General features: G+C 28.9%; 13 protein-coding genes and 1 pseudogene. 6 read left to right on the top strand and 8 right to left on the bottom strand.

What is annotated here, in order from left to right; all coding sequences use genetic code 11:
* The first annotated feature begins 182 nt into the window (after positions 1 to 182).
* Positions 183 to 848, top strand: coding sequence for a 6-amino-6-deoxyfutalosine synthase (locus EL235_RS06465; protein ID WP_039626949.1), 666 nt, complete (start codon positions 183 to 185; stop codon positions 846 to 848).
* Positions 849 to 860: 12 nt separating this feature from the next.
* Positions 861 to 2,228, top strand: coding sequence for an NADP-specific glutamate dehydrogenase (gdhA, locus tag EL235_RS06460; protein ID WP_080750165.1), 1,368 nt, complete (start codon positions 861 to 863; stop codon positions 2,226 to 2,228).
* Positions 2,229 to 2,250: 22 nt separating this feature from the next.
* On the opposite strand, the gene EL235_RS06455 is transcribed toward gdhA, so the two are convergent.
* From EL235_RS06455 to selA, 4 genes are read right to left on the bottom strand one after another with little or no spacing between them, the layout of a single operon-like run.
* Complete coding sequence (locus EL235_RS06455; protein ID WP_126341070.1) at positions 2,251 to 2,778, bottom strand: hypothetical protein; 528 nt, start codon at positions 2,776 to 2,778, stop codon at positions 2,251 to 2,253.
* On the bottom strand, positions 2,765 to 3,478 hold the full coding sequence (locus EL235_RS06450) for a bifunctional thiol oxidoreductase (RefSeq protein WP_126341069.1): 714 nt from the start codon (positions 3,476 to 3,478) through the stop codon (positions 2,765 to 2,767). The genes EL235_RS06455 and EL235_RS06450 overlap by 14 nt, the downstream gene beginning before the upstream one ends.
* A 52-nt stretch (positions 3,479 to 3,530) precedes the next feature.
* Positions 3,531 to 5,336, bottom strand: a complete 1,806-nt coding sequence (gene selB, locus EL235_RS06445) for a selenocysteine-specific translation elongation factor (RefSeq protein WP_126341068.1) — start codon at positions 5,334 to 5,336, stop codon at positions 3,531 to 3,533.
* On the bottom strand, positions 5,329 to 6,660 hold the full coding sequence (gene selA, locus EL235_RS06440) for an L-seryl-tRNA(Sec) selenium transferase (RefSeq protein ID WP_114640597.1): 1,332 nt from the start codon (positions 6,658 to 6,660) through the stop codon (positions 5,329 to 5,331). The genes selB and selA overlap by 8 nt, the downstream gene beginning before the upstream one ends.
* A gap of 89 nt (positions 6,661 to 6,749) precedes the next feature.
* Here selA and EL235_RS06435 point away from each other — a divergent pair, with 89 nt between their 5' ends.
* The gene (locus tag EL235_RS06435) at positions 6,750 to 8,402 is read left to right on the top strand and encodes a 4Fe-4S dicluster domain-containing protein (protein WP_114640596.1); all 1,653 of its coding nucleotides are present in this window, start codon (positions 6,750 to 6,752) and stop codon (positions 8,400 to 8,402) included.
* Positions 8,403 to 8,412: 10 nt separating this feature from the next.
* On the opposite strand, the pseudogene EL235_RS08125 reads toward EL235_RS06435, so the two are convergent.
* The 4 genes and pseudogenes from EL235_RS08125 to modA form a co-directional block, all read right to left on the bottom strand.
* Positions 8,413 to 8,669: pseudogene (locus tag EL235_RS08125) on the bottom strand (DMT family transporter).
* Between the two features lie 247 nt (positions 8,670 to 8,916).
* Positions 8,917 to 9,771 carry a sulfate/molybdate ABC transporter ATP-binding protein gene (locus EL235_RS06425; protein WP_114640595.1) on the bottom strand — a complete coding sequence of 285 codons (855 nt, stop codon included), beginning with the start codon at positions 9,769 to 9,771 and terminating at the stop codon, positions 8,917 to 8,919.
* Positions 9,765 to 10,154 (bottom strand): hypothetical protein, encoded by a 390-nt coding sequence (locus EL235_RS06420; protein WP_039626933.1) that lies wholly within the window; start codon positions 10,152 to 10,154, stop codon positions 9,765 to 9,767. Before EL235_RS06420 ends, EL235_RS06425 begins: the two co-directional genes overlap by 7 nt.
* On the bottom strand, positions 10,151 to 10,897 hold the full coding sequence (gene modA, locus EL235_RS06415; RefSeq protein WP_114640594.1) for a molybdate ABC transporter substrate-binding protein: 747 nt from the start codon (positions 10,895 to 10,897) through the stop codon (positions 10,151 to 10,153). Before modA ends, EL235_RS06420 begins: the two co-directional genes overlap by 4 nt.
* Before the next feature lie 219 nt (positions 10,898 to 11,116).
* Here modA and EL235_RS06410 point away from each other — a divergent pair, with 219 nt between their 5' ends.
* Genes EL235_RS06410 through EL235_RS06400 form a run of 3 tightly spaced genes read left to right on the top strand, consistent with a single transcriptional unit; the run spans position 11,117 to position 14,847 of the window.
* Entirely contained in the window at positions 11,117 to 11,803 is a 687-nt protein-coding gene (locus tag EL235_RS06410; protein WP_114640593.1) for an MlaA family lipoprotein, read from the top strand.
* 9 nt (positions 11,804 to 11,812) lie between these two features.
* Complete coding sequence (locus EL235_RS06405) at positions 11,813 to 12,382, top strand: transporter, toluene tolerance family (protein WP_039626928.1); 570 nt, start codon at positions 11,813 to 11,815, stop codon at positions 12,380 to 12,382.
* Positions 12,382 to 14,847, top strand: a complete 2,466-nt coding sequence (locus EL235_RS06400; protein ID WP_126341067.1) for an efflux RND transporter permease subunit — start codon at positions 12,382 to 12,384, stop codon at positions 14,845 to 14,847. Before EL235_RS06405 ends, EL235_RS06400 begins: the two co-directional genes overlap by 1 nt.
* The last annotated feature ends 8 nt before the right edge of the window (positions 14,848 to 14,855 follow it).

Below are 14,855 nucleotides of genomic sequence, written 5' to 3'. Positions count from 1 at the left end.
TTCAATTTAACTTTTCTCTTATTTTACTTTTTACTTAATAATCTTGGATTACAAAATAATTTTTTACAATAAATGTTAAATTTTGATATAAATTTTAGTAATGATTATATTTTTAATTAAATTAATTTATATTTAAGATATTTTTTTATAGGATACTAATACTTAATCATAGAAAGGCTAAGATGGTTTTTGGAAAGATAGATTATCTTAATTTACTCCCTTTGCATATCTATCTTAAAAAAACAGCTTTTCCTAGCTATGTTAAGCAAACTACAGAATACAAAAAAGGGGTTCCTAGTAAGCTAAATCGCCACTTGTATTTTAGACGTATTGATGCGGCGATCATTTCAAGCATTGAAAGTCGTAGAAAAAAATACAAAACCTTAAATGTGGGAATTTGCGCGAGCAAAAAGGTAAAAAGCGTTTTAGTGAAAAAACATTCTCAAAGCAAAGAAGATGCAAGCTCTGCAACTTCTAATGCTCTTGCAAAAGTTTTAAAGCAAAAAGGGGAGGTTATCATCGGTGATAAGGCTTTAAAACTTTATTTGCAAAATCCAAAAGATTATATTGATTTGTGTGAATTATGGTATGAAAAAACAAAATTACCTTTTGTTTTTGCACGCTTTTCTTGTGTTAAAAATTTTTCTATTTATAAAAAAATGATGAAAAATTTCACAAAAAGTAAGATTTTCATCCCGCAATATATTTTGCTAGATTATTCTAAATCAAGAAATCTTTCTCAAAAGGAAATTAGTGCATACTTAAAGCTAATTTACTACAAAATAGGAACAAAGGAGCAAATGGCGCTAAAAAAATTTTTAGCTAAAACAAACAGCAAGATACTATAAAAAGGACAATTTATGAGTATGGCTAAACAATATATCAACGAAACTTTAGAAAAAATTCAAACAATTTCCCCAAGACAACCTATTTTTTTTCAAGCAGCAACTGAGGTGTTAAATTCTTTAGAACCCTTACTTGAATCTAACAAAACTTATCAAGATCATGCAATATTAGAGCGTATTGTAATGCCTGAAAAAACAACTATATTTAGAGTTGTATATATCAATGATGCAGGTAAAGCTCAAACGCATTTTGGTTATAGAGTGCAGTTTAACTCTAGTTTAGGTCCTTATAAAGGTGGGATTAGATTTCATCCTAGTGTGAATTTAGATGTTTTGAAATTTTTAGGTTTTGAGCAAATTTTCAAAAACTCTTTAACGGGTTTGATGATAGGCGGTGCTAAAGGTGGAGCAAATTTTGATCCTAAAGGTAAAAGTGAAGCAGAAATTATGCGTTTTTGTCAAGCTTTTATGGCCGAGCTTTCAAAAATCATAGGTGCAAGCACTGATGTACCAGCGGGTGATATAGGGGTTGGTGCTAGGGAAATTGGATATATGTTTGGAGCTTATAAGAAAATTAGCTCTAATTTTGATGGAACTTTAACGGGAAAGAAAATTCCATGGGGTGGAAGTTTAGCAAGAACAGAAGCAACAGGATATGGCTGCGTGTATTTTACTCAAGAAATGCTAGCAAAATACAACAATGCATTAGAAGGAAAAGAGTGTGCAGTTTCAGGTAGTGGAAATGTGGCAATTTATACCATAGAAAAATTACATCAACTTGGTGCAAAAGCAATCACAATAAGCGATAGCGATGGATTTGTTTATGATAAAGATGGAATAGATTTAGATTTATTGAAAGAAATTAAAGAAGTAAAAAGAGCTAGGGTGAGTGATTATGCAGCGCTTAAAAAAGGTGCTATTTTTACTCCAAAAAGCGCGTATAAACAAGGTTGTAATGGGGTGTGGAGCATACCTTGTGATATAGCTTTTCCAAGTGCTACGCAAAATGAGTTAAATTTAGAAGATATTAAAACCTTATATCACAATGGTTGTCGTATGGTAGCAGAGGGAGCTAATATGCCAAGCACACTTGAAGCGATTGATTTTATGTTAAATCAAAAAGACTTTTTATTTGCCCCCGCTAAGGCTGCAAATGCAGGCGGTGTAGCGACTTCTCAACTTGAAATGCAACAAAACGCAAGTATGTGTCAATGGAGTTTTGAGGAAGTTGATGCAAAATTGCATAAGATTATGAAAAATATTTTTGAAAATTCATACGAGTGTGCAAAAGCTTATAATCATGAAGGAAATTTAGTAGTAGGTTCAAACATAGCAGGCTTTAAAAAAGTAGCTGATGCGATGATTGATCATGGTTATATTTAAAAAGATGGCTTAAATGCCATCTTTAATGCATATAAAAAAAGCTTGTTATTTGATTAGCAATTTTTTCTTCTAAAGATTCTTTGGCTCTATCTATATTGCTAAGATAAGCAGTTCTTGCTAAAAGCGAGGTGCTTTGAGTAGAGTTTTTGGAGCTAATTTGTAAATTAACTTGCAAAAGATAGTAATTTTCTACTTCCATTTCAAAAACATCATCTATTTTATCAAAGTCATTATAAAAAAATCTCGCATTAGAGGCAATTAGCCTTTGTGCGTAAGAAAATTTTTTAAAATCTACTATATTGAGATAGATTTTATAATCACTTTGAGTATTATCTAAAACCAATCCCAAATTTTGTAATTTTTGAGTGAGTTTGGCTTCTAAATTTGTGTTTAATTTTGAAGGGTTGTTGATGTGTAAAGAAAAACTTTGATTTTTATTAGCATGTAGGAAAATACCCTCATTGTTTGTTTGGATAAAAGTTTGCATAGGGCCTGTGCAAGCACTTAAAAATAGTGCAAGCACAAGTAAGAAAAGATTATTTTTGAGCATCGATTATGGTTGGTACGGCACGAAGACCGAGTTTAGAGTATTTTGCAAAAGTTTCTCTTACTGCTTTAACCTCAGCCTCACTAGGCTTTTTATAATCTTTTAAGTCTTTATCATAGTATTTTTTCATGATAGCGATTTTTTGTGTATCATCTTTAATGTTTTTACTTTCTTTATAAATTAATGCAGATTTTTCAAATGCGCTTGTATCATGGATAGGAGTTAAGATAAATTTAACTTGATGAGTTTTTAGTGTTTCTTCTATTTTATCTAAATGCATTCTACAATATGGACATTCAGGATCGCTAAAAACATAAAGTAAAGGTTTGTTTTTATCACCTAAAGAAATAAACATTTTTTCTTTTTTAAGTTCCACTAGAGCTTTTTTTGAAAATTCAGCTTGTTGTTTTTCCATAAGTTTGGCTTGATAAACTTGAGAATAAAATTCACCTTTTTTTACATCAATTACTTCAGTTGTGATGATATTATCTTGAGTAAAAACGATTTCTTGGAAATTTTTACCACTAATTTCAAAATTAACTACCACAGCTTCAAAGCTAGTGTCAGGAATTTTTTCTCTACTAGAAACACTGATGTTTGCATTTGATAAATTTGGATTTTTCTTAAAAAAATTAATAATTTCTTCATTACTTGCAGCAAATAAAGAGCTAGCAAGAGTTAAAAGAGCTAGAGATTTTTTCATTTTTTTCCTTTATTTTAAATTTCCATACATTATAAAATGTAAATTTTAACACTTAGACTTTTAGCATTCTTTTTTCCTCAATTTTTATCACTTGAGGATAGTTTTTATCAAGGTATTCTAAATAAGCTATGGCATATTTTCTTGAAATTTGAAAATGATTTTTTACAAAAGCGACATCTAAATGATGATTTTGTAAAAGATTTAAAAACTCTTGCATGAGATTTTCAAGGGCATTTTTTTCTATAAAAAGATTATGTGCTAATCTTTTGACTTTGTTTTCTTTGGTGAGTTTTTTTAAGATAAGATCTCCATTTTTCCTATCAAGCTCTAAATATTCATAAAGATTGTAAGGTGCGGTAGGTTTTATGCCTTCTTTTTTTAAAATTTCATAAAGCTCACAATGAGCCTTTTCTTGTAATTTTTCAAAATTTTGTCCTTTTAAAAACCATATGCCATCTTTAAAATCTAATTTTTCTTGCATTTGCTTGAGTACATAAGCACAAAAACTCTCACTCGCCCAGCTAAGCCTTAAGGCGATAGAATGAGGCGAGATTAAAGCATAAGGATTTTTAGAGAAAATAAAATCAATAAATTCTTTCAAAGTTTGCATAGCATTTAAATCATACACATTTAAAGCTTGCTCATCAACAAAAACACGATCTAAGCTTTTTGCTAAGTTTAAGGCTTGCTCATGAGTGAGTTTAAAGCGTTGATAGCTTGAAAGCAAGCCAAAGCCAAGTTTGTGAGTTTGTTTTAAAAACTCAAATACTTTTTTAAAATCTTTTTGTTCTAAAAGTGCTAAATACTTAGCTTTTATATCTTTTTTTAAAGGCTCACTCACTGCATTTAATACCACACCACCACTTTTAATACGCCCATTTTCAAGCAAGATAAATTTATCATCAAAACACAAAGGTAGGCTTTTATCAAACTCTAAGCTAATATAAGTTTTATCTTCAAATTCTTTGATTACATTAATTTTTGCATTAAGCTTTTTTGAACCACTACAAAATTCTAAAATACTCCCATGTTTAATCTCTGTATTAAAAACAACCCCATCGATACTTTTAAAGCTTTTAAAAACACCTTTTTTGCTTAATACATAGCCTTTTTTTAATTCATGATAATCACAATTTAAACTCAAAGCAACTCTATTATAAGCTTTTGTTTCTAAAACATTTTCTTCATGAATTTGTATGTTTTTTACAATGATATCTTTTTGATTTTCAAGGCAAAAGGTTTTTTCATTTTTGCTGATTTTTCCTTCATTTAAGCTCCCTGTTACTACCGTGCCTATACCTTTTAGAGAAAAAACCCTATCAATGTAGTATCTAAAAATCAAATTTTCATCATTTTCTTTAGGCTTTAAACTAAGTAAATAGTTTTTTAAATTTAATATACTTTGCTCATCATAAATGCTTGTTGGGAAAACTTTTAAGATATTGATTTTAAAGGCTTTTAATTCTTTTAAAAGCTCTGTTTGTTTTTGCGCTAAATCTTTGCATAAATCAACCTTACTTAAAATAAGCACTACATCTTTTACGCCTAAAAATTCCAAAACCCTTAAATGCTCTATACTTTGAGCCTTTAAACCCTCATTTATATCTATGACAAACATACATACTCTAAAGCCAAAAGCACCACTTATCATAGTTTTAATTAAACTTTCATGCCCAGGCACATCGATAAAAGCAATATTTAAATTTTCACTTTTTAAATTTGAAAAGCTAAGATTAATCGTAATACCTTTTTCTTGCTCTTCTTTTAAATTATCACCTTCAAAACCATTTAAAGCTTTAATAAGCGAAGTTTTACCATGGTCAATATGCCCAGCAGTGCCTATGATGATACTATGCATGAAATACCTCTTTGATAGCGTGGATTAAACGGTTTAAATCTTTTTCTAAAATACTTCTAAAATCTAGCACAAAATGCCCATTTTCAACACGGCCAATCACACCTTTTTTTCTAAATTTTTCTTGTAAAAGCAAAGCTTTCTCATCAAAACTTAGCACAAAAGTATCTAAGCTTTTATCGGGCATAGATCCACCACCTACTAAACTTTTAGAAGCTTTCAACTCACATTTTGTAGGAATTTTTTCTTTAACAAAGAGTGCTTTTTTTTCTATGGTTTTTAAATCATCATTTAAAAGTTTTAGTGTAGGAATTTTTTCATATTCTTTTTCTAAGTATGCTTTGGTAGTTTCATTTAAAAAAGCTAGAGTGATTTTATCAACCCTTAGCATTCTTAGAAGTTGATTTTTCTTTAATTGTTGAATGTATTTTTTCTTTCCAAGTATAATGCCTGCTTGAGTAGAACCAAAAAGTTTATCACCGCTAAAACTTAAAATATCACAATATTTTAAAAGCTCTTTCACACTTGGCTCGTTTTTACTAAGTTGTTTATTAATTTTTTCACACCAGCCAGCACCCAAATCATAATAAGATATGAGTTTTTTCTTTTTTGTTAAAGCATGAATTTCACTTAAGCTTACTTCTTCAAAAAATCCTTTAAAAGCAAAATTAGAGCGATGAGTTTTTAAAATCATTTTAGTATTTTCATTGATGGCTTTTTCATAATCATACAGATGGGTTTTATTAGTCGTGCCTATTTCTTTTAGCTTAACACCAGCTGCTAGCATAACTTCAGGAATTCTAAAATTTCCCCCAATCTCAACTAGCTCACTTCTTGAAGTAATAACTTCTTCATTTTTTGCTAAGGTGTTTAAGATCAAAAATACAGCCGAGGCGTTATTATTAACAACCAAGCAATCTTCACAATCAAATAATATTTTTAAATTCGCACTAAGTGCATCATACCTTGAGCCTCTTTTGCCACTTTGCATGTTAAACTCTAAATTTGAATAAGAGCAGATGATTTCTTTAGTTCTTTCAAAAATACTCTCATCAATAATACTACGACCAAGATTAGTATGAATGATAACTCCAGTAGCATTGATCAAACTTTGACTTTGCATATTTAAAAACTCATCAATACTTTGAGCAATTTTACTTAGCAAATCTTGCAAGCTAAAATTTAAATTTTCATTTTTACTTAGTTCTTTTTTACAATTTGAAACAACTATTTTTGCAAAATGAGATCTTAAATATAAAGGATAATTAGCCAAGTTTTTATCGTTTATAAGTGTGTTTATGGGTGGAAAATTTCTAAATTTGTTCATCTTAAACCTTAAGAATAAATTAGTAAAATTATAACTTTTTTATAATGAAATTTATATAATTAAGATTAAAAATTTAAAAAGAGAGCATTATGAAAGATTTTGTATTTTTAGAAAATGAAGATTTAATTCCTTTAAGTGATGATATTAGCATAGTTCAAAAAGCCTGTAATGAAGAAGTTTTTATAGGAAATTCAAAGCTTTTAAACCCTGAAGTTTATGCGCCTGAGATTAATTTTTATCTTAAAAACTCACAAGATGATGTGCTAAAAAAAGCTAAAACCATTGAGTCTTTATACAAGATTAGATCTAAAATTTATGATTTGGGACTTGATTTAGAATACACCAAAGAAGTGGGTAAAAATGTAATTATTGTAAGCAATGAGAATCAAAATGAGCTTATAAAAAGTTTAAAAAAACAAGAATACAAGGTTTTAAAACTAAGCAATGAGCAATGTTTGGGTATTTTAGGTTGCGTAGGTGAGCTTTGTGTGATAGCTTTAAAAGATAATGAGCAAGTAGAGATTGATTGTGATTTTTTCTTATATGATGTAAAAAAAGAAAGTTTTGATCAACAAAGTGGTTGTTACGATTTAACCACCTTAAGTCAAGAAGAACTTATAAAACTTTTAAATTCTAATTCTCCAAAATATAAATTTAGAAATTATATTAGTTATGATGATAGCATTTGTCAATACCATGAAAGAAGAAGTGTTCATTGTGGAAAATGTGCTGAAATTTGTCCTAGTGTGGCTATTTTAAAAGATGATGAGCAAAGAAAATTAGAATTTTCTCATGTGGATTGTTTAAGCTGTGGTGATTGTGTGGGGGTTTGTCCTAGTGGGGCGCTTGATTATGCACCTATGCCACGTAATAGCTTTTATGAAATTTTAAAATTTTATGAAGATAAAATCATTTTAATAATCCCTGAGAAAATGTCTATAGAAAATTTAAATATCGCTTTAAAAGAAGATGTAATGCCTTTTATGATTAAAGGCGAAAACTATCTTGATCAAGCGCATTTTTTAGCTATGCTTCAAACAAGTGGTGCGAGTGTGATTTTTTATAGCGATGGCTTATCACAAGGTGCTTTAGAAGTGATAGCTTTGATGAATGAAATTTTTCAAAGAAAATTTAAACAAAATGCAATTTTTCTAGCTAAAGATGAAAAAGAACTTTTAGAGGCTATAAATCAAGCACATTTTATAGAAAATCTTAAATTTATATCTTATAATCCTGCGCTTTTAAAAAGAGAAGATTTTGCTATAAGATTAAGAGAGCTTATAAAAGAAGAAAATTTAGGCAATATTCCAAGTAAAGAATGGATACGCTATGGAAAAATCACTATCAATACAGATACCTGCACCTTATGTCTTTCTTGTGTGGGAGCTTGTAACGTAGGAGCTTTAGTAGCTGATGCTAAGGATAATTCTTTGAAATTTAATGCAAGCTTATGCACCACCTGTGGATATTGTGAAGCAAGTTGTGCTGAAAAAGATACTTTAATGCTTCAAAGAAGTGGGATAGACTTAGAAAAAGAGTATTTTTCTTTTATGGTTTTAGCTCAAGATGAGCTTTTTGCTTGTGTAGAATGTGGGAAAGAATTTGCTACTAAAAAGGCTATTGAAAAAATTGCTAGCATTATGAAGCCAAGATTTATGGGCGATGAAGCCAAGATAAAAACACTATATTGCTGTGCTGAATGCAAAGCAAAAGTAATGATACAAAGTATGAATGTGCTTTAAGCCAAAAGGCTTAAGCACTAAGTTTTAATCCCACAACTCCAATGACAATTAAAACAATAAAAATAAGTTTATTAATGGTTATTGTTTCTTTAAAGATTAAAAAGCCCACAACACTAATAAGTGTTATACCGCAACCAGCCCATATAGCATAAGCTATACTTAAATCAATTTTTTCAAAGCATAAAACAAGCCTGCTAAAGAAAATGAAAAAAATATCGCAAAAACAATTAAGTAAAGATTGTTTTTGCTAATGCTTGCATACTTCATTGAACTTGTCGCAATCACTTCAAAAACTATACTAATTGCCAAAACTAACCAATGCATTTTATATCCTTTTAACTAATTTAAAAATGAAATTACAAAAGGATAAAAGGTGGCGCAGTAGGAGTTATAAAATAACCATAAGATAATCTTATCTTCCATTTTGTCCATAAGCTAGTATAAAATTTTAAGATAAAAAATCCATAAGTCATTTATAACCTTGCAATAATTTATCTTATTTTAGCATTGTTTTTTATATCTTAGCTAAATTTAACGCAAAAGCTTTTTGACTTAAAAGTACTTCATCGTTTTCTTTAAAATCTTTAGCTTCTAAAGGACTTAGTGCTACTTGACTGATTTGATTACCTATGGCAAGTATGGCTATAAATATGCTATCTTGTTTTTGTAGTTTTAAAATGCGTGCTTTTATAGCAAATTTTTGCGAGCCTTGTGTCTTTAAAAAAACTTCATTAGGCGAACCTTTTTTGATGATGGCTCCATTTTCTAAAACAATGACTTTATTAGCCAGTTTATAAACTTCACTTACATCATGGCTGATTAAAATAGTAGTGATTTTGTAAGTTTTATGTATATTTAAAAGATAATCATGCAAGTGCAGTTTTATCTCATTATCTAAGGCGCTAAATGGCTCATCTAAAAGTAAAAGTTTGGGTTTTTGCATAATGGCTCTTGCTAAAGCTACGCGTTGTTTTTGTCCTCCACTTAGTTCTAAAATATGACTTTTTTTGTGTTTGCTTAAATTTAAAAGTTCTAAAAGCTCATTAGCAAATTTTAGATCTTTTTTGGCAAAAAGTAAGTTTTGCTCTACATTCATATTTTCAAATAAAGCATAATCTTGAAAAACAAAGCCAAGTTTTCTTTTTTGCGGGCTTAGAAAGTTTTTATCATCAAAAAATACCGTATTATTAAAAGTGCAAATTCCTTGCGCTTTTTCAAAACCTGCTAAAATTCTTAAAAGCGTAGTTTTGCCACTACCACTTTTTCCAAAAATAGCACAAAATTCTCCTTCTTTAACTTCAAAATTAACCTTAAGTTTGAATTCTTTTTCTTTATTTTTAAAGATTTTTTCAAAGTCAAGTTTTAGCATAAATACTCTTTAATAAATAAAGCACTAGGATGTACATAAACAAATACAAAATCATTTTTTTGATAATTTTGCTCTAAAAACTCATGGGTGCTAATTTGAGCTTCGAAAGTACAAATTTCATTTTCTAATCTTATTATAGTGATGATTTGTCCTTGAAAAATATCAATGATTTTTGCATAAAAGGTATTTAAAAATGAATTTTCTAAATTTTTTTTACTAAGCAAGCACTCGCTACTTTTAAAAGCAAGTAAAACTTCTTGGTTAATGCTTGCTTTTTCATCAAGTTCTAAAGCAAGCATATATAATTTATGTTTTTTTATAAGGAATTCTACCCAGCTTATATTTTCATGATTTTTTATAGTATTTATTTTAGCTTTAATCATGGGATATTATAGCCATAAGCTTTGAAAATTTCCTTAGCCTTTTTGCTTAAAATAAAATCATAAAATTTCTTAGCTTTGGCATTATTTTTACCATAAGAAGTGATAACAATGCCTTGATTGATTGGCTCATAAAGCTTTGGATTGATTAAAATATAATTTTTTCCTTCTTGGAGTTTATAAGATTTTAGCGTATCTTCATATAAAGCACTTGCTGCTATAAAACCCGCATCGGCTGCTTTTAGTGTTTGAGTAAGTGCTTCTCCTATAGATTTTGCTTCGATGATTTTAGCTTTTGCTTGCTCATAAATTTTAGCATTTTGTAAAGTTTCTATACTAGCTTGACCATAAGGAGCTGCTTTGGGATTAGCTATGGTAATGATTTTTATTTTTTCTTCTTTAAGTGTGTCTAATCCTTTGTTTAAATCCATTCTTACACTTAATAAAGCTAAAGCTCCTTGAGCATAAATAACAGGTTTTGTGCTAGCAAAATTATCATCATACAAGCTTTGTGCAAATTTCATATTTGCAGCCATAAATATATCAAATGGCGCTCCATTTTTGATTTGTGAGACTAAATTTCCACTAGCACCTAAGCTTACATTAATACTAATATCAGGGTTTTCTTTTTGAAATTCTTTTTGTAAGGCTTTAAAAGCATAAGCTACATTTGCAGCTGCAGCGATATTTACATCAGCGCCATAGCTAAAAATACACAAAAAAAGTAGAGCGAAAATTTTTTTCATTTTTTATCCTTTTAGTTGTAAATTTTGAAAAAATTATAGCTTATTTTTAAAAGCAAAAATAAATTTGTATTTTTTGCATATTTTCTAAGACTTATTTTATAAGCAAATAAAAATTTTTAATTTTTTTAAAGAATATTTTAAAAGCATATTAATGTAAAAATTTATTTTAATTTTTGTATAATTTACGATTTTAATTTATGAAATTTTAAAAGGAAAAACTTGTTAAAATATATACTAAGTTTGTGTTTATTTTTGAATATTTTAGTTTTAGCAAATGACTTTGAAGATTTTGAACAAGAATATCAAAAAAAAGAAGTCAAAGATAGCTTTTATACTTACAATAAAGCTATGAGTAAATTTAATTATGATCTTTATACTTATTTTTTAAGGCCAGTTGCACTTTCTTATAAAAGTGTTACTCCAAGTTTTATAAGAACAGGAGTAAAAAATGCTTTTGATACCACAAGATCGCCTTTTAGATTTATCAACCACCTTTTAAGTTTAGAATTTAGAAAAGCTGGCGAGGAATTTGGAAGATTTTGTGTGAATGTGATTTTTGGATTTGGTTTGTTAGATAGTGCGAGCAAAACTCCTTTAAAAAGTTATGAAGCAGACTTTGGAACAACTTTGGGTAAATGGGGAGTAGGTAGTGGACCACACTTAGTACTTCCACTTTTAGGTCCTTATAATGTAAGAGATGCTTTAGCTTTGCCTGTAAATTGGTTTATGGTGCCTGAGGGGTATATTGAGAATTTTTGGGTTGGTGTGGGTGTAAATGCTGCATTAAAACTGAATGAATTAAGTTTTGAACATGAAAAAATAGATGATATTTACCAAAATAGTGTAGATTATTATACTTTTATACGCGATGCGTATGAACAAAGACGCCAAGAACTCATCAAATAAGGAGAATAAATGAAAAAAATCATAGTTTTGCTTTTTAGCGTAGTATTTGCCTTTGCTTTAAATTTGCAAGATATTTCTAAAACCATGCAGGAAAAGATTGATGAGAGTTTAAAAATTTTAGATCAAAATAAAAACAATAAAGCCAAAGCAGCGGAAAAAATCTTTACTTTATTTGATGGTGTTTTTGATTATGAACTTATGGCTAAACTTAGTCTTTCTACAAGATATAAAAAATTAAGTGAAAACGAAAAAAATGAATTTAACAAAGCTTTTGAAAAAAACCTTAAAAAAAGTTTCACAGACAAGCTTGCTTTGTATGATTCTCAAAAATTAAAAGTAATTAATTTAGAAGAAAAAAATAAAAGAGCTTTTTTAAAAACTTCCATGATAGTAGATGGCAAAGAAAATTTTGTGATCTTTAAATTTTATGATAAAAATAATGATTGGCAAATTTATGATGTGGATATTTTTGGTATAAGTATCATACAAACTTATCGCTCACAATTTAAAGATGTCTTGCAAAATGGTGATTTTAAAACCTTGCTTGAAAAGCTTTCTAGTGTTGATTTTTCTAAATAATGCTAAGTAAAATTTTAAAAATCTTTCTTAATTTCCCAAAGCTAACTTTGGGAATTACTCTAATTTTTTGTATATTTTTTAGTTTTTTTGCTAAAAATTTAAGTGTTGATGCAAGTGCTGAAAGCTTGCTTTTAGAACATGATGAAGGTTTGAAACTATATAGAGAAGTTTCAGCACGTTATGGTAATGATAATTTTTTAATGCTTGCTTTTGCTCCTAAAGATAATGATATTTTTACTAAAGAAAATTTAGAAACTATAAAAAACTTAACTCTTGATTTAGAAAAAATCAATGGAGTACAAAAGGTATTTTCTATCGCTAATGCACCTTTGCTTGCAAGTTCTAAAGGTAAAGAGTTAAAAGAGCTTATCCAAAATATACCTAATATTTTTAGTCAAGATGTGGATGTTAATCTAGCTAAAAAAGAAATTTTAAACCAACCCTTTTATAAAGACAATATCATCTCAAAAGATGGAAAAACAACGGGAATTTTGATTTATCTAGCGCCTGATCTTGTTTATAATGACTTGATTAATTCAAGAGATAATGCAAAAAGCGAAAATGAAAAAGAGCATTTTAGAGCCTTGATTAAAAAGCACCAAGAAAACTCAAGAGAATTTAGCGCAAAAAGATTAGAAGAAATCACTAAAATAGTATCTAAGTATAGTCAAAATGGAGACTTCTTGCACCTTGGCGGTGTAGAAATGATCGCTAATGATATGATTAATTATGTAAAAAGTGATTTAAAAATTTATGGTCTTAGTTTAGTAGGACTTTTACTTATAGCACTTTGGTGGTTTTTTGGTTCTTTGCGTTTGGTGTTTTTGGCTTTGGGAATTTGTATGATTTCTCTTTTTACTTCAAGCGGGATTTTTGCACTTTTGGGCTTTGATATTACTGTGGTCTCTTCAAACTATGTTGCTTTAGTGCTTATTATCACTGTTTCTGTTGTGATACATTTAATCGTGCATTTTATAGAAAATTTACACAAACACCCAAAAGCTAGCGTTTATAAGCTTTTGCTTTCAACCTTACTTGATAAAGCAAGTCCTAGTTTTTTTGCTATTTTAACCACAGTTGTTGGATTTTTGAGTTTTGTTTTTTCAGATATTGAGCCTATTATCAAACTTGGTATTATGATGAGTCTTGGTATCAGTGTAAGTTTGATTTTAGCTTATATTTATTTTGCAAGTATTTTGATATTAATGCCGCGTTTAAATTTTAAAGAGCTTAATCAAAATTCATTGAAATTTTTAAGTTTTTGCGCAAATGTAAGTTTAAAACATAGAAAAGTTATCTATGGTATAAGTTTATTTTGCGTAGTTTTTGCTTTGTATGGAATTTTACAAATTAAAGTGGAAAATAGTTTTGTGAGTTATTTTAAAGATAGTTCTAGAATAAAACAAGGTTTGTTGATTATAGATAAAGAGCTAGGTGGAACTATGCCTTTAGATGTGATTGTCAAGTTTAAGCAAGATCCAAAAAAAAATGAAAGTTTAGATGAGTTTGAACAAGAATTTGATGATTTGGCCAAAGATGATAGGTATTTTTTTAGTAGTGAAAAAACAAGAATAGCTGCTAAGGTTCATGAGTTTTTAAGTAAGCAAAAATACGTAGGCTCTGTGCTTAGCTTACAAAGTTTGTTAGAACTTGGAAAAAGTATTAATGATGGTAAGGCTTTAGATGATTTTGCCTTAGCGTTTTTATATGAAAATTTAGATGAGAATTTTAAAAAGCAAGTTTTAGCCCCTTATGTAAGTGTAGAAAATAACGAGCTGCGATTTAGCGTGCGTATGCTAGATAGTGATCCAAATTTAAGACGCGATGTTTTTTTAAAACAGCTTGAAAAAGACTTAAATGAGCTTTTGCAAAATGATAATGTAGAAGTTAAAATCAGTGGTATTATGCCTTTGTATAATAATATGCTTCAAAGTCTTTTTTCATCACAATTTGACACTTTAGCCTTTGTGGTGCTTGTGATTTTTGCTTTGTTTGTGGTGATTTTTAGAAGTTTTGTTTATGCTTTTGTGGCGATTTTGGCTAATCTCATACCTTTGGCTTTAGTATTTGGCTTAATGGGTATTTTAAATATACCGCTTGATATTATGAGTATTACCATAGCTGCTATTTGTATAGGAATAGGGGTTGATGATATGATTCATTATATTCATCGTTTTAAAGAAGAATTAAAACATAAAAGCTTAGAAGAGGCTATAAAAGCTTCACATATGGGTATAGGAAGTGCAATTTATTATACTAGTGTTACGATTATTCTAGGCTTTTTAGTGATGATTAGTAGTAATTTTATCCCGACGATTTATTTTGGTTTGCTTACTGTTTTGGCTATGAGTTTGCTTTTATTTGGTTCGCTTTTTTTATTACCAAGTTTTATTTTAAGCTATCATTATCTTAAGCAAAATTATAATAAAACAACATCCAAATCACATAAAGCCCAAAAGCAATAAGCATATAT

It is taken from the genome of Campylobacter lari, from assembly GCF_900638335.1.
In the GTDB taxonomy this organism is placed as follows: Bacteria; Campylobacterota; Campylobacteria; order Campylobacterales; family Campylobacteraceae; genus Campylobacter_D; species Campylobacter_D lari_E.
The sequence above is the reverse complement of the archived record's forward strand: the minus strand, read 5'-3'. Positions and strand labels throughout refer to the sequence as shown.